At 70.6% G+C, this 14,388-nt stretch carries 13 protein-coding genes and 5 tRNA genes; 14 read left to right on the forward strand and 4 right to left on the reverse strand.

Going from position 1 to position 14,388, the window contains the following annotated elements:
- Positions 1 to 6: 6 nt before the first annotated feature.
- Complete coding sequence (locus ACZ6C1_RS02425) at positions 7 to 3,648, reverse strand: sensor histidine kinase (protein WP_469236893.1); 3,642 nt, start codon at positions 3,646 to 3,648, stop codon at positions 7 to 9.
- Between the two features lie 559 nt (positions 3,649 to 4,207).
- Here ACZ6C1_RS02425 and ACZ6C1_RS02430 point away from each other — a divergent pair.
- The 10 genes from ACZ6C1_RS02430 (at position 4,208) to ACZ6C1_RS02475 (ending at position 8,947) form a co-directional block, all read left to right on the forward strand.
- The gene (locus ACZ6C1_RS02430; protein WP_469236894.1) at positions 4,208 to 4,390 is read left to right on the forward strand and encodes a hypothetical protein; all 183 of its coding nucleotides are present in this window, start codon (positions 4,208 to 4,210) and stop codon (positions 4,388 to 4,390) included.
- Positions 4,391 to 4,470: 80 nt separating this feature from the next.
- Positions 4,471 to 5,259: a fumarylacetoacetate hydrolase family protein gene (locus ACZ6C1_RS02435; RefSeq protein WP_469236895.1), complete on the forward strand. Its 789-nt coding sequence runs from the start codon at positions 4,471 to 4,473 to the stop codon at positions 5,257 to 5,259.
- On the forward strand, positions 5,252 to 6,724 hold the full coding sequence (gltX, locus tag ACZ6C1_RS02440) for a glutamate--tRNA ligase (RefSeq protein ID WP_469236896.1): 1,473 nt from the start codon (positions 5,252 to 5,254) through the stop codon (positions 6,722 to 6,724). Before ACZ6C1_RS02435 ends, gltX begins: the two co-directional genes overlap by 8 nt.
- 127 nt (positions 6,725 to 6,851) lie before the next feature.
- Positions 6,852 to 7,529 (forward strand): DUF4241 domain-containing protein, encoded by a 678-nt coding sequence (locus tag ACZ6C1_RS02445; RefSeq protein WP_469236897.1) that lies wholly within the window; start codon positions 6,852 to 6,854, stop codon positions 7,527 to 7,529.
- Between the two features lie 108 nt (positions 7,530 to 7,637).
- The gene (locus ACZ6C1_RS02450) at positions 7,638 to 8,357 is read left to right on the forward strand and encodes an HAD family hydrolase (protein ID WP_469236899.1); all 720 of its coding nucleotides are present in this window, start codon (positions 7,638 to 7,640) and stop codon (positions 8,355 to 8,357) included.
- A gap of 89 nt (positions 8,358 to 8,446) precedes the next feature.
- Positions 8,447 to 8,518, forward strand: a tRNA-Gln gene (locus tag ACZ6C1_RS02455).
- Between the two features lie 39 nt (positions 8,519 to 8,557).
- Positions 8,558 to 8,630, forward strand: a tRNA-Glu gene (locus tag ACZ6C1_RS02460).
- Between the two features lie 60 nt (positions 8,631 to 8,690).
- Positions 8,691 to 8,766: transfer RNA gene (locus tag ACZ6C1_RS02465), tRNA-Glu, on the forward strand.
- Between the two features lie 18 nt (positions 8,767 to 8,784).
- Positions 8,785 to 8,856: transfer RNA gene (locus tag ACZ6C1_RS02470), tRNA-Gln, on the forward strand.
- A gap of 18 nt (positions 8,857 to 8,874) precedes the next feature.
- Positions 8,875 to 8,947, forward strand: a tRNA-Glu gene (locus ACZ6C1_RS02475).
- A 136-nt stretch (positions 8,948 to 9,083) separates the two neighbouring features.
- Here the strand turns inward: ACZ6C1_RS02475 and ndgR are convergent.
- Complete coding sequence (ndgR, locus tag ACZ6C1_RS02480; protein ID WP_017947593.1) at positions 9,084 to 9,800, reverse strand: IclR family transcriptional regulator NdgR; 717 nt, start codon at positions 9,798 to 9,800, stop codon at positions 9,084 to 9,086.
- A gap of 188 nt (positions 9,801 to 9,988) precedes the next feature.
- On the opposite strand from ndgR, the gene leuC reads away from it, so the two are divergent.
- The 4 genes from leuC to ACZ6C1_RS02500 all read left to right on the forward strand — a co-directional run bounded on the left by leuC (position 9,989) and on the right by ACZ6C1_RS02500 (position 13,419).
- Positions 9,989 to 11,413: a 3-isopropylmalate dehydratase large subunit gene (gene leuC, locus ACZ6C1_RS02485; RefSeq protein WP_469236900.1), complete on the forward strand. Its 1,425-nt coding sequence runs from the start codon at positions 9,989 to 9,991 to the stop codon at positions 11,411 to 11,413.
- A 6-nt stretch (positions 11,414 to 11,419) separates the two neighbouring features.
- Positions 11,420 to 12,013, forward strand: coding sequence for a 3-isopropylmalate dehydratase small subunit (gene leuD, locus ACZ6C1_RS02490; protein ID WP_469236901.1), 594 nt, complete (start codon positions 11,420 to 11,422; stop codon positions 12,011 to 12,013).
- A 366-nt stretch (positions 12,014 to 12,379) separates the two neighbouring features.
- On the forward strand, positions 12,380 to 12,607 hold the full coding sequence (locus tag ACZ6C1_RS02495) for an SCO5555 family protein (RefSeq protein ID WP_469236903.1): 228 nt from the start codon (positions 12,380 to 12,382) through the stop codon (positions 12,605 to 12,607).
- 140 nt (positions 12,608 to 12,747) lie between these two features.
- The gene (locus tag ACZ6C1_RS02500; RefSeq protein ID WP_469236904.1) at positions 12,748 to 13,419 is read left to right on the forward strand and encodes an HU family DNA-binding protein; all 672 of its coding nucleotides are present in this window, start codon (positions 12,748 to 12,750) and stop codon (positions 13,417 to 13,419) included.
- Positions 13,420 to 13,505: 86 nt separating this feature from the next.
- On the opposite strand, the gene ACZ6C1_RS02505 is transcribed toward ACZ6C1_RS02500, so the two are convergent.
- Both ACZ6C1_RS02505 and cofC read right to left on the reverse strand, forming a co-directional pair.
- Positions 13,506 to 13,709, reverse strand: a complete 204-nt coding sequence (locus ACZ6C1_RS02505; RefSeq protein WP_351820428.1) for a hypothetical protein — start codon at positions 13,707 to 13,709, stop codon at positions 13,506 to 13,508.
- A 10-nt stretch (positions 13,710 to 13,719) separates the two neighbouring features.
- Positions 13,720 to 14,358 carry a 2-phospho-L-lactate guanylyltransferase gene (gene cofC, locus ACZ6C1_RS02510; RefSeq protein WP_469237167.1) on the reverse strand — a complete coding sequence of 213 codons (639 nt, stop codon included), beginning with the start codon at positions 14,356 to 14,358 and terminating at the stop codon, positions 13,720 to 13,722.
- Positions 14,359 to 14,388 lie beyond the last annotated feature (30 nt).

The raw sequence follows: 14,388 nt of genomic DNA on the forward strand, positions 1-14,388 counted from the left end.
TCTCAACTAACGCTCCTGCTGGTGAGTGGGGCCGATATGGAAACTGCCCGTGGTGGAGCTGCCTGCCTGACGCCCCTGCTGGATGCCGCGGCGGAGGTTGGTCAGGCGGCCGCGTACGTCATCAGGCGCACGCGAGACCTGCGGACCGGACTGGTGGGTGGACTCCTGAGCGGTTCCCGGCACCAGATTGGCACGCGGGACCCGGCGGGGGAGGCCGGAGGTGGTGACGCCGCCGGCGGCGGGCTTGCGGACCCGCTCGGCCTGGCGTACCAGCTCGTCGTTGGGGGTGGTGCGCCACGATCCGGTCGTGGCGGCCGGGTCGGTGCCCTGACCGGCGTTCCGGTCGGCGCCCTGGCCGTCACGGCGGGGCGCCGGCGACGGTGCGGGTCGCTGCTGCGCGGGCCGGGAGGGCTGCGCCGGCTGCTGCGGTACGGCCGGGGTGGGCATCGTCTGGTCGTGGGCGGGGTACTGACCGGCGCCGCCCCGCTGGGGCTGGGCCTGCTGCTGCGGCTGCTGGGCCTGACCGTTCTGGTGAAACCAGTTGGTCTCCAGCGTGTCGTACAGCGGCGTACGGCCGTCCCCGGCATGGGGCGCGGGAGGCAGCGCCTCGTTCTGCGGGCGCCCGGCGTTGTAGTCCGGGCGGGCGAACTGGGCCGTGGACGCGGGGTCCTGAGGGCTCTGCCGGTCGGCCGACGGACGGGCGTGCTGCCCGGTGGTCTCCGGCTCCTCGTGACCGCGCGGCACGTCGGCGCCCCAGCTCGTGGTCTGGGGGCGCTGGGGGCGCTGCGGCTGAGCGGGCTGCTGCTGTGGTGCCGCCTGCTGCTGCGGCTGGCGCGGCTGCTGCGGGACGCCGCCCGGGAGTTCGGCGCGCGGACCGCCCGAGGGCGGCAACTGCTGCTTGCCGGGCCGGCCCGCCTGGTCGGCGGGGCCGTTCTGCCAGACGTCCGAGCGGGTCGGGATACCGCTGTCGCGCGTACCCCGGCCGCCGCCCGAGCCGCCGAAGGCGCCCGCGACACCGGAACCCTGACGCTGCGGGTCCTGCGGCTGCTGCTGGGGCTGCTGCGGCTGTCCGGCCGGAGCCCCCTGGCCCTGGCCCGGCCGGCCCTGGCGACCGGGCTGACCGCCCTGCGGTCCGCCCTGGAGCCCGCCCTGCCGCGGGGCCGCGTCGTCACGGCCGGGAAGCGCGGCCCGGGGACCGGAGCCCGCGCCGACCTGGCCACGGGCACCGCCGGCACCCGCGCCGAGACCCTGCCGGCCCGCGGGCGCACCGCCCGGGCCGCCCGCGCCACCGGGGCCACCGGCCAGACCGGGACGGCCGCCACCGGCGGCACCGGGGCCACCGGTCAGCCGGCCACCGGGACCCTGCGGCATGGCGCCCTGACCGCCCTGACCGGGCTTGCCGGGAAGCTTCTTGCCGCCCTGGGCGACGTCCACCGGGAGCATGACCAGCGCGGTCGTACCGCCCGAGTCGGAGGGACGAAGCTGGATGCGGATGCCGTGTCGCAGGGACAGGCGGCCGACCACGAACAGACCCATGCGCCGGGAGACCGACACGTCCACGGTGGGCGGCGACGCGAGCCGCTCGTTGATCGCGGCGAGGTCCTCGGGCGACAGACCGATACCGGTGTCGTGGATCTCGACGAGCACGCGCCCGTCGGGCAGCGCGTGACCGGTGACGCGCACCTTGGTCTGCGGCGAGGAGAACGACGTGGCGTTCTCCAGCAGCTCGGCGAGCAGGTGCACGAGGTCGTTGACCACGCGGCCCGCGACCTCGGTCGCAGGCACGGAGGCGAGTTCGATGCGCTCGTACTGCTCCACCTCGGAGGCGGCGGCACGGAGCACGTCGACGAGCGGGACGGGCCTGGTCCACCGGCGGCCCGGCTCCTCACCCGCGAGGACGAGCAGGTTCTCACCGTTACGGCGCATACGCGTGGCGAGGTGGTCGAGCTTGAACAGCGAGGAGAGCTGGTCCGGGTCGGCCTCGCGGGACTCCAGCTCGGAGATCAGCGACAGCTGACGCTGGATGAGACCCTGCGACCGGCGCGAGAGGTTGGTGAACATCGCGTTGACGTTGCCCCGCAGCAGGGCCTGCTCGGCGGCGAGGCGGACCGCCTCGCGGTGCACGTCGTCGAAGGCCGCGGCCACCTGGCCGATCTCGTCCCGGGAGTGCACACCCACCGACTCCACAGACGTGTCCACGTCCTGCGGGTCGGCCTCGGAGAGCTGCTTGACCAGCTCGGGCAGCCGCTCCTGGGCGACCTTGGTGGCCGTGTCCTGGAGACGCCGCAGCGAGCGGATCATGGAGCGGGCCACCACGAAGGCGCCGACGAGCGAGACACCGAGGACGAGCAGGATCAGGGCACCGTTGATGATCGCGTCGCGCTGCTCCTCCTGGCGCAGCTCACGGGCGGTGCTGTCCATGTCGCCCAGCAGCGATGCCTCGATCTTGTTCATCGCCTCCATCTTGGGCTCGAAGGCGTCGGTCCAGTCCAGGTGACCGCGGGGGTCCTGCTGCTCCATGCCCTTGTCGGTACGGAGCACCTGGTCCGCGTAGGTGTCGGCCTGCGCGATGGCCGGGTTGTTCGGGCCCAGGGGCGCCAGCAGCTCGTTCGGGTCTCCGCCCAGGGAGATGTAGATGCGCTCGAAGGAGGCGCGGGCCTGCCGTTCGTTCTCCCGGGCGGCCGCGCCGTACTCGCGGTCGTTCGGGTCCATCGACCGCTGGTCCTGGCTGGTCGTCGGCAGAGCGGCGGCGATGATCGCGCGCTGGATGGAGGCGTACTCCTTGGCCGCCGAGAACGCGGCCAGCGCACGGGTCCGCTTGATCATCTCGGGGTTGGAGGTCGCCTGCGCCATGTCCTGGGAGAGGCTGAGCAGCGAGTTGATCAGACGGCTGTAGCGCTCGACCGTCTGGAAGTCCTGGCGGCCGTCCTTGTACGCGCCGGTGCGGATGCTGCCCAGGGTCACGACCTGGTTGGCGATCTCGTTCACATTGGCGTGGATGCTCTGCAGGGCCTCGTCGCCCTGCGTGTCACCGATGTCGGAGGTGGCGTGGAGGAAGGCGTCCCGCGCCCGGTCCGTCTCCTTCTGCGGCTCGGTGACCTTGAGGTTCTTGGGGCTGATGCCGTTGGACAGCGGACCGGCCGTCAGGTCGCGCTCCTCCTGGAGCGCCTGGGCGAGGTTGGTCGCTTCCTGGGTGAGCTTGGTGAGCAGCTGCATGTGATCCAGCTGCTCCATGTCGTTCATGGACTCGTTGATACGGATGCCGCCCAGGGTGGTCGCCGCGACCACGGGGAGGGCGAGCAGCGACACCAGACGCGTGCTGATGCGCCAGTTGCGTAGGGCTATTCGCGAACCGGCGTCGGTGGGGCTCTTCACCGCCGGTGCGGCCTTGGTGCCCTTCCCGGCCTTCGTGCCCTTCGCAGCCCTGGACTTGCCGGCTGCGGACTTGGCGTCGCCGCCCTGTCCGGCACCCGGACGTCCGGCACGGTCGCCGCCGTCTCCGGCGGCCGCCGGTCCCGGGTTCTGGGCGTGCTGGGGCGAGGAGCCGCGGTCGGTCCCGCCGCGCGGCTCCTGCTCCGCCGCAGCTTCCCCTCGGCCCTGGCGGGCCTGGGGCGACCCGTTGCCATCCCTCTTGAAACGTCCCTGCACTAGCGTCGCAACCTCTGGACCAGGCGTCCCCCCGCGCGAACGGACAGGACGGTGTCGGCGTCGTGGAGCGCGAGCGCGCTCCAGTGGTGGTCGTGAGTGACCGGCGCAGATCCCCCTTCCTCACCGCCGCTCGGCGCTGTGTTGCGCCCCAGCGCGCCGGTCTGGAATAGCGGCGGTGCGTGGAATTCCAGCACAGTGCCGGATCTCCAACAAGGCCGACGGTTCGCACCCCGAAGGGGGTCACGGGCCGTGAGTGACGAGTCACGGCCCGTAGAGGTCGATCAGGGAGGAATCGGGCGTTCTCGTACGAGTCGCTGATGGGGCCCCTAGGGGGAGGGGGTGTCCCAGTCGCGATGATCAGCAGCGGAATGCTGCATTCAGGTACGCAATGTCCGATTCCCCGGCCCGCGATGGGTGCCCTTTATGTCGGGATCGTCCCTGGCTGCGTGAGCAAACTCACATATAGATCGATGCCATCTACCGGCAATCGCGGGGAATCCCATGTTTAGCCTGACGCTTTACATAGTCCGCCGCTCTGTAATGAGGTCTGAACCCACCGATGAAGACGACGATGACCATGCGCAGCATCGCCAACCCCCGCCGCACCACCCTCATGCACCTGGCCGACGCCGGTGAGCTGGACCAGGGCGTGCGGCCGGAGCACTCGGTCGACCTCCCCGCCAGCACCGCCAACCCGCGCCGTACGACCCTGATGGACGCTCCCGTCCCGGCCGCGCGCTGACAACGGCGGGCGGCGTGCGCCTCCCGCGTTAGCCTGGAGCGTCAGACTCCAGCCAGCGGAAGTAAGGGGCACGGCATCCCGTGCGCATCGCCAGGTTCTCCATCGACGGCAATGTCGCCTTCGGCGCGGTCGAGGGCGACAGCGCCCCCGGCGAAGAGGGCGCGCTCGTCCTCGACATCATCAAGGGTATTCCGTACGCCGACTTCGAACTCAGCGGGACCAAGGTCCCGCTGAGCAAGGTCCGGCTGCTGCCGCCCGTCCTGCCCAACAAGGTCGTGGCCATCGGCCGCAACTACGCGGAGCACGCCGCGGAGCTCGGCAACGAGGTCCCCGACGTCCCCGTCGCCTTCTTCAAGCCCACCACCTCGGTGATCGGCTCCGGCGACGCCATCGAATACCCCTCCTTCTCGAACGAGCTGCACCACGAGGCCGAGCTCGCCGTCGTCATCGGCCGTATGTGCCGCGAGGTCCCGCGCGAGCGCGTCAAGGACGTCGTCTTCGGCTACACCTGCGCCAACGACGTCACCGCCCGCGACGTCCAGCAGCGCGAGAAGCAGTGGGCCCGCGCCAAGGGCTTCGACACCTCCTGCCCCCTGGGCCCCTGGGTGGAGACCGACCTCGACCCCTCCGACGTCACGATCCAGTGCACCGTCAACGGAGAACAGCGGCAGCTCGGTCGGACGAGCGACATGGTCCGCTCCATCGAGGACCTGGTCGTCCACATCACCGAGGCCATGACGCTGCTCCCGGGCGACGTCATCCTCACCGGCACCCCGGCCGGAGTCGGACCGCTCAACGTCGGCGACGAGGTCGCCGTCACCATCGAAGGCATCGGCACTCTCACCAACAAGGTGATCAAGCGTGGCTAACGCGATCCGCGTACGTTTCTGTCCCTCGCCGACCGGCAACCCCCACGTGGGTCTGGTCCGCACCGCCCTGTTCAACTGGGCCTTCGCCCGGCACAACCAGGGCACCATGGTCTTCCGCATCGAGGACACCGACGCGGCCCGCGACTCGGAGGAGTCCTACCAGCAGCTCCTCGACTCGATGCGCTGGCTCGGGCTCGACTGGGACGAGGGCCCCGAGGTCGGCGGTCCCCACACCCCGTACCGCCAGTCGCAGCGCATGGACATCTACAAGGACGTCGCCGACAAGCTGCTCGCCGGCGGCTACGCGTACCGCTGCTACTGCACCGCCACCGAGCTGGACGAACGCCGCGAGGCCGCCCGCGCCGCCGGAAAGCCCTCCGGCTACGACGGCACGTGCCGCGACCTGACCGGCGAGCAGAGGGCCGCGTACGAGGCGGAGGGCCGCGAGTCCATCGTCCGCTTCCGCATGCCCGACGAGCCGATCACCTTCACCGACCTGGTCCGCGGCGAGCTCACCTTCACCCCGGACAACGTCCCGGACTACGGCATCGTCCGCGCCAACGGCGCCCCCCTCTACACGCTCGTCAACCCCGTCGACGACGCGCTGATGGAGATCACCCACGTCCTGCGCGGCGAGGACCTGCTGTCCTCCACCCCCCGCCAGATCGCCCTCTACAAGGCGCTGATCGAGCTCGGCATCGCCAAGACGATCCCCGCCTTCGGCCACCTGCCGTACGTCATGGGCGAGGGCAACAAGAAGCTCTCCAAGCGCGACCCCCAGGCGTCCCTCAACCTCTACCGGGAGCGCGGCTTCCTCCCCGAGGGCCTGCTCAACTACCTGTCCCTGCTCGGCTGGTCCTTCTCCGCCGACCAGGACGTCTTCACCATCCCCGAGATGATCGCGAAGTTCGACGTCGCGGACGTCAACGCCAACCCGGCCCGCTTCGACCTGAAGAAGGCCGAGGCGATCAACGCCGACCACATCCGCATGCTGGACGTGAAGGCGTTCGCCACCGCCTGCGAGCCCTGGCTGAAGGCCCCGCACGCCCCCTGGGCGCCGGAGGACTTCGACCAGACCGCCTGGGAGGCCATCGCCCCGCACGCCCAGACCCGCCTGACCGTCCTCTCCGACATCACCGCCAACGTCGACTTCCTGTTCCTCAAGGAGCCGGTCTCCGACGAGGCGTCCTGGCAGAAGGCCATGAAGGAGGGCTCCGACGCCCTGCTGCGCACCGCCCGCGAGAAGCTGTCGGACGCGGACTGGACCAGCCCCGAGTCGCTGAAGAACGCCGTCCTCGCCGCCGGCGAGGAGCACGGCCTCAAGCTCGGCAAGGCCCAGGCCCCGGTCCGCGTCGCGGTCACGGGCCGCACGGTCGGCCTGCCGCTCTTCGAGTCCCTGGAGATCCTGGGCAAGGACCGCGCCCTGGCCCGCATCGACGCCGCGCTGGCGAAGCTCGCCGCGTAACCGCGCACGTCCCGCGCAGGGGGCGGCCACCGGACTTCCGGTGGCCGCCCCCTGCGGCGTTGTCGGTGCCCCGCACTAGGCTCCGGCGCGACACAGCCACTCGCTCACGCCCTGGGGGACCAGCACCATGCCCATGACCGCTCCCGACCTGTCCCGGTACTTCACGCCGGGGCACTCCTTCCCGTACGAGTCGGGCGAGACCGGGACCGTCTCCGTCACGTCCGGCGGCAAGCTGTGGCTCCCCAGCGGCCGCCTGGTGGCCTGCGACCCGTTCGTCTGCCTGGGCAGCGGGGACGCCCAGCCCTTCGCCACCGAGGTCCCGCCGGGCCGGTACGCCGTGGAGGCCGCCGTCGTCACGATCACCGTGCCCGGTGAGCCGCCCTCGGACCGCCCCCACACGCGCGTGGCCGCCGCGCGCCTGGTGATCCAGGACGCGCCCACCGTGTCCTGGGAGCTCGCCCTCCAGCCCGGCCAGGACCTCGTGGAACTGGGTGAGGACGAGTTCTTCGGCTACGGCGTGGACGCCGGCACCGGCTGCTTCTACGACGCGGCGTGCGACGGATCCTTCCCCGCCTGTGAGGACGACGAGGGTCCGCTGTGGGACGCCTTCGAGACGACCGACTGGTCCCCGGGCCCGCACCTGATCACCGACCCGGACACCGGCCACACCATCGCCGCCTTCACCTCCGGCTGGGGCGACGGCGCCTACCCCACCTGGGTCGGCAGGGACGCCACCGGTGCCGTCACCTGCTTCGTCACCGACTTCTTCGTCGTACCGGACGAACCGCGAACAGCCGCCGCGTAGGCTCGGCACATGCCGATCCGCGCCGTCCTGTGGGACATCGACGCTGCATTCTTCGGGGGATGACCCCCGAACCCCCAGCAAGGGGCCCCGCGGCGGTACCGTCGGCACATGCCGATCCGCGCCGTCCTGTGGGACATCGACGACACGATCTTCGACTACGCGAGCGCCGACCGCGCCGGCATGCGGAACCACCTGCGGGCCGAGGGCCTCGTGGACGGGTACGAATCCGTCGACCAGGCCCTCACGCGGTGGAAGGAACTCACCGGCATCCACTGGCGGCGTTTCGAGGCCGGTGGTGTCGGGTTCGAGGAGCAGCGGCGCGACCGGGTGCGGGACTTCCTGGGGACGGCACTGACCGACGCGGAGGCGGACGCCTGGTTCCGGCGCTACCTGAGGCACTACGAGGCGGCCTGGGAGCTCTTCCCCGACACCCTGCCCGCCCTGGAGCTGCTGGCCGCCGACTACCGGCACGCCGCCCTGTCGAACTCGTCCGTCCACAACCAGGAGCACAAGCTGCGCGTCCTGGGCGTGCGCGACCGCTTCGAGGTGCTGCTCTGCGCGGCCGAGCTGGGCGTGGCCAAGCCCGACCCCGCGGCCTTCCACGCCGCCTGCGACGCCCTCCGGCTTCCTCCGGCGGACGTCGCGTACGTCGGTGATCACCCGGACATCGATGCCCGCGGTGCCGTGGAGGCCGGGCTCACCGGCATCTGGCTGGACCGCGACGGCAGGGGCGGGCGGCCCGAGCTCACCCGGATCACGGGCCTCGACCAGCTCCCCGCGCTGCTGCGCCGCGATACCCGTTTTGGAGCCCCGGACTCCTTCGGGTAATGTTCTTCCTGCGCCGAGGGGAGCGGGCCGAAAGGCCGGAACCCGGAAGCGTAACCCGAACAAAATCCCCACCGGGGGTTGCGTTTTGGTGGCCTATGGTGTAATTGGCAGCACGACTGATTCTGGTTCAGTTAGTCTAGGTTCGAGTCCTGGTAGGCCAGCTCGCAGAGCTTATCTGCATCGCGGATGGCATCCGCAAAGCCCCCGTTGTGTAGCGGCCTAGCACGCCGCCCTCTCAAGGCGGTAGCGCCGGTTCGAATCCGGTCGGGGGTACAGATCCTTCCCGCGTGACCGCCTGGGTAGCTCCCATGGTCACGATGCAGGATCGCTAGGGCCCCCGTTGTGTAGCGGCCTAGCACGCCGCCCTCTCAAGGCGGTAGCGCCGGTTCGAATCCGGTCGGGGGTACCAACTGGTCTAAGCCACCAGTGGCCTATGGTGTAATTGGCAGCACGACTGATTCTGGTTCAGTTAGTCTAGGTTCGAGTCCTGGTAGGCCAGCGGATCATCACTGATCTTGCCCCCGTTGTGTAGCGGCCTAGCACGCCGCCCTCTCAAGGCGGTAGCGCCGGTTCGAATCCGGTCGGGGGTACGCATGGAAGAAGCCCTCCCCAGCAGGGGAGGGCTTCTTCGCGTTCACGGCCGGGAAGACTCGTGGAGGAACAACTCCGGCCCACCGCTGCGGCGTTGAAGCGGTGAGCCGGGAGTCGGCAGCAGGGACGAAGGGGTCAGCCGGAGCGGCGCAGCGCGTCGGACAGGCGGGCGGCGGCGTCGATGACCGCCTGGGCGTGCATCCGGCCCGGGTGGCGGGTCAGGCGCTCGATCGGCCCGGAGACCGACACGGCGGCCACCACGCGGTTCGAGGGGCCCCGCACGGGCGCGGAGACGGAGGCCACGCCCGGCTCGCGCTCACCGATCGACTGGGCCCAGCCACGGCGCCGTACGCCCGACAGGGCGGTCGCCGTGAAGCGGGCCCCCTGGAGGCCCCGGTGCAGCCGCTCCGGCTCCTCCCAGGCCATCAGGATCTGGGCCGACGAGCCGGCCTTCATGGTGAGCGTGGAGCCGACCGGCACGGTGTCCCGAAGACCGGACAGCCGTTCCGCCGCGGCGACGCAGATGCGCATGTCGCCCTGGCGCCGGTAGAGCTGCGCGCTCTCCCCGGTCACGTCACGCAGATGAGTCAGTACCGGTCCGGCCGTGGCCAGCAGGCGGTCCTCACCGGCCGCGGCGGCGAGCTCCGCCAGCCGCGGACCCAGGATGAACCGGCCCTGCATGTCCCTCGCCACCATCCGGTGGTGTTCCAGTGCCACGGCAAGGCGATGTGCCGTGGGTCGTGCGAGCCCTGTCGCCGCGACCAGCCCGGCGAGGGTGGCCGGACCGGACTCCAGGGCGCTCAATACCAGAGCTGCCTTGTCGAGAACGCCGACGCCGCTAGAGTTGTCCATGCAACGATATTCACGTCTCACTCTGTGAAACGCAAGTTCAATTTTTCCGGGAACTTGCCACCCTGTACGTACGGCCCCAGGACCAACGGGTCCGTTGTCGACGTCCAGCACGTGAAACGTGGGATCACGGACGTGGGCCCACAGATCTCTAGAAGAGCCGGCACACCACGCCGGTCGGAGGGAAAGCGATGGGTAGGACTCTCGCGGAGAAGGTCTGGGACGACCATGTCGTCCGGCGCGCCGAAGGCGAGCCCGACCTGCTCTTCATCGATCTGCACCTGCTGCACGAGGTGACCAGCCCCCAGGCCTTCGACGGTCTGCGCAAGAGCCGCCGCCAGGTGCGGCGCCTCGACCTCACCATCGCGACCGAGGACCACAACACCCCCACGCTCGACATCGACAAGCCGATCGCCGACCCGGTCTCCCGGGTCCAGCTGGAGACGCTGCGCAAGAACTGCGCCGATTTCGGAGTCCGCCTGCACCCGCTGGGCGACGTCGAGCAGGGCGTCGTCCACGTCGTGGGACCGCAGCTGGGCCTGACCCAGCCGGGCACCACCGTGGTCTGCGGCGACTCGCACACCTCCACGCACGGCGCCTTCGGCGCGCTCGCCTTCGGCATCGGCACCTCCCAGGTCGAGCACGTCCTGGCCACCCAGACGCTGCCCATGGCCCGCCCCAAGACCATGGCCATCACGGTCGACGGCGAGCTGCCCGAGGACGTCACCGCCAAGGACCTGATCCTGGCGATCATCGCGAAGATCGGCACCGGCGGCGGCCAGGGATACGTCCTGGAGTACCGCGGCTCCGCCATCGAGAAGCTCTCGATGGAAGCCCGGATGACCATCTGCAACATGTCGATCGAGGCCGGTGCCCGCGCGGGCATGATCGCCCCGGACGAGACCACTTTCGCCTACCTCAAGGGCCGCGCCCACGCGCCCGAGGGCGAGGACTGGGACGCGGCGGTCGCCTACTGGAAGACCCTGAAGACGGACGAGGACGCGGTCTTCGACGCCGAGGTCGTCATCGACGCCTCCGAGCTGGCCCCCTTCGTCACCTGGGGCACCAACCCCGGCCAGGGAGCGCCGCTTTCGGCGTCCGTCCCCGACCCGGCTTCGTACGAAGACGCTTCGGAGCGCCTGGCCGCCGAAAACGCCCTGAAGTACATGGGGTTGACCGCCGGACAGCCGCTGCGCGACATCAAGGTCGACACCGTCTTCGTAGGCTCCTGCACCAACGGCCGCATCGAGGACCTGCGCTCCGCCGCCGGCATCCTGGGTGGCCGCAAAGTCGCCGACGGCGTACGGATGCTGGTCGTCCCCGGCTCGGTCCGGGTCGCCCTGCAGGCGGTCGAGGAGGGCCTGGACAAGGTCTTCAAGGAGGCCGGGGCCGAATGGCGGCACGCCGGCTGCTCGATGTGCCTGGGCATGAACCCCGACCAACTGGCGCCCGGCGAGCGTTCCGCCTCCACCTCCAACCGCAACTTCGAGGGCAGGCAGGGCAAGGGCGGCCGCACCCACCTGGTGTCGCCCCAGGTCGCCGCCGCCACCGCCGTGCTGGGCCACCTGGCCTCGCCCGCCGACCTGTCCGAAGCCCCCGCGACCGCCGGAGTCTGAGCAACCATGGAAGCTTTCACCACCCACACCGGCCGGGCCGTCCCGCTGCGCCGCAGCAACGTCGACACCGACCAGATCATCCCGGCCCACTGGCTGAAGAAGGTCACCCGCGACGGCTTCGAGGACGGCCTGTTCGAGGCCTGGCGCAAGGACCCCGAGTTCGTCCTCAACCGTCCCGAGCGCCAGGGCGCCACGGTCCTGGTCGCCGGCCCCGACTTCGGCACCGGCTCCTCGCGCGAGCACGCCGTCTGGGCGCTGCAGAACTACGGCTTCAAGGCCGTCATCTCCTCCCGCTTCGCCGACATCTTCCGCGGCAACTCGCTGAAGAACGGCCTGCTCACCGTGGTCCTCGACCAGCCGACGGTGGACGCGCTGTGGGAGCTGACCGAGGCCGACCCGCAGGCGGAGATCACCGTCGACCTGGAAGCGCGCGAAGTGCGTGCCGAGGGCATCACCGCCGCCTTCGAACTCGACGAGAACGCCCGCTGGCGGCTGCTGAACGGCCTGGACGACATCAGCATCACGCTGCAGAACGAGGCGGACATCGCCGCGTACGAGGCGAAGCGCCCGGCGTACAAGCCCCGCACCCTGCAGGTCTGACCCCTCCGGCGCCCCCCGCGCCACCCCCCGGTGCCCCCGGCCGATCCACGGCCGGGGGCACCGTCGTGTACGCGTACTCAACTTCGCCGTGAGAGCCCTGGAGACGATGGCCGAAAGTGCCCTTGTCCGTCGCCGTGAGAGCACCCGAGGGGCCATCCGGCTGACACCGTTCACATGCTGTGGTCCACCCCTCCGGAGGCCTGCGGACAGGGGTCTCGGGCACCCCAACTGACGTGATGGCCTGGGGATTTGTGGTTTGAGGACCCGTCGGCGGGTGAAGCTGTACGGAGGTCCTGAAACGCCGCCGCAGTACGCCAGTTACCCCCTACGGAGGCGACAACTCGCCCCAGATGGCACAATCGGTGCATGGAACGCGACAGCCAACTCGAGCTCTATCAGGCCGTCGCAGCCCGACTGAAAGAAGCGCACACCCGAGTGCGCGAACTGCAAGTCCCGGAGGGCGTAAGGATGACGCTGTCCCGGAAGCTGCTGGCCGTCACGGCCGTGGCGAAGCACGATCTCGCAGGCGCGGCACGGCGGCTGGACCGGTTGATGAAGGACCTCGACGAGGGCCGATTCCCTGAAGGGGACTGACACTCGAACTCCGCGGCGGCCGACTTCGTTGCGGCACTAGGGTGATTAGCCCGTTTCGTGTTTGATTTGCGGTATATATCTGCCTAACGTGCGAAAAGCTTGAACACTTTCGTTCCGGCAATGTCTCCGAAGGGGAAGACGTGAACAAGGCGCAGCTCGTAGAAGCGATTGCCGACAAGATGGGCGGCCGCCAGCAGGCCGCCGATGCTGTCGACGCGGTACTCGACGCGATCGTCCGTGCCGTGGTCGCCGGTGACCGGGTCTCGGTCACCGGCTTCGGCTCGTTCGAGAAGGTCGACCGTCCGGCCCGCTACGCCCGTAACCCGCAGACGGGCGAGCGCGTGCGGGTCAAGAAGACCTCCGTTCCGCGCTTCCGTGCAGGTCAGGGCTTCAAGGACCTGGTCAGCGGCTCGAAGAAGCTCCCCAAGGGCGGCGAGGTCGCCGTCAAGAAGGCGCCCAAGGGCAGCCTTTCGGGCCCGCCGCCCACCATCGCCAAGGCGGCGGGCAAGAAGGCGGCCGCCAAGAAGACCACCGCCGCGGCGGCGAAGAAGGCCACCGCCAAGAAGGCCACGCCGGCGAAGAAGACCACCACCGCGGCGGCCAAGAAGACCACCGCCAAGAAGGCCACGCCGGCCAAGAAGACCACGGCCACGAAGGCCACCCCGGCCAAGAAGACCACCACCGCGGCGGCCAAGAAGACCACCGCGAAGAAGACCGCGCCGGCGAAGAAGGCCACGGCGAAGAAGGCGCCCGCCAAGAAGACCACGGCGCGGAAGACCACCGCCAAGAAGACCGCCTCGCGCAGCAAGTAAGCGGCACGAGGCCCCAGGGCCACTCACACGCCGGGCCGGGCTCCCGAGAGGGAGCCCGGCCCGCGGTGCGTACGCGCGACCGACCGCTAGAACGTCTGGAGCGTCACCAGCGTGATGCGCAGGGCGTCGCCCTGCCCCTCCGTCTCGATCCGGACCCGCTGCCCCGGCCGCAGCAGCCGCAGCCCGCCCGCCTCGAAGGCCGCGGCGGAGAAGTCCACCGGGGTGCCGTCGTCGAGCAGCACACTCCCGCTGCGGGATTCTGGGTCGTACGTGTACGCGGTCGCCTGCATGAGCGGCAGCTTATCCGGCCGCCCCGCCCACCGCTCGGGCGTCCACCGCCCACCTCTCGGCCGTCCGCGGCCCCACCCCCAGGCCCAGGGCGGCCCGCAGATCGTCACCCGTGTCCACGTCCTGCCGTACGGAGCGGACGTCGTCCAGCAGGATTTCCACCGCGCCCGACAACAAATGACGGCGCCGTGACGCCCCGCCGAAAGCCGGACGCAATTCCACGCCGGGGGCCGCCGACAGCAATGTCGTGCCGATTTCGGCGGCATCCGCCAGAAAAGCCCGCGGGAATTCCGAGGCGACGGCCAATACCCGGGACAGTTCCGCCGGCCGCAGCGCCGGCAGGTCGGCGTTGAGCGTCGCCACGGGTGCGTCCGGGCGCCGCGCCCGTACGGCCCCGGCCCCGTGCGCGAGTGCGGCGTTCAGTCCGGCGGCCGGAGCGTCCGGCACGATACGGGCCCCCAGCGCGCCCAGCGTCAGCGCCGCCACCGGATCGTCCGTGACGACGGACACATCCCGCACCGCCGGGCAGGCCAGCGCCGCCGCCACCGTGTCCTGCGCGAAAGCCAGCGCCAGCCGTGGCCGCACCAGCGGGCCGGCGGCGCCGGCGAGCCTGCTCTTCGCCCGGACAAGGGGCTTCAGCGGGACGACCAGGGACCAGAGGCCGGTCGGGTCGGCGTTCGT

Source organism: Streptomyces sp. NPDC041796 (assembly GCF_055590785.1).

Excerpts from the sequence above, each read along its gene's own strand:
- ACZ6C1_RS02430 (WP_469236894.1), top strand. The coding sequence starts at position 4,208 with ATGAAGACGACGATGACCATGCGCAGCATCGCCAACCCCCGCCGCACC.
- ACZ6C1_RS02445 (WP_469236897.1), top strand. The coding sequence starts at position 6,852 with ATGCCCATGACCGCTCCCGACCTGTCCCGGTACTTCACGCCGGGGCAC.
- ACZ6C1_RS02450 (WP_469236899.1), top strand. The coding sequence starts at position 7,638 with ATGCCGATCCGCGCCGTCCTGTGGGACATCGACGACACGATCTTCGAC.
- ndgR (WP_017947593.1), bottom strand. The coding sequence starts at position 9,800 with ATGGACAACTCTAGCGGCGTCGGCGTTCTCGACAAGGCAGCTCTGGTA.
- leuC (WP_469236900.1), top strand. The coding sequence starts at position 9,989 with ATGGGTAGGACTCTCGCGGAGAAGGTCTGGGACGACCATGTCGTCCGG.
- leuD (WP_469236901.1), top strand. The coding sequence starts at position 11,420 with ATGGAAGCTTTCACCACCCACACCGGCCGGGCCGTCCCGCTGCGCCGC.
- ACZ6C1_RS02495 (WP_469236903.1), top strand. The coding sequence starts at position 12,380 with ATGGAACGCGACAGCCAACTCGAGCTCTATCAGGCCGTCGCAGCCCGA.
- ACZ6C1_RS02505 (WP_351820428.1), bottom strand. The coding sequence starts at position 13,709 with ATGCAGGCGACCGCGTACACGTACGACCCAGAATCCCGCAGCGGGAGT.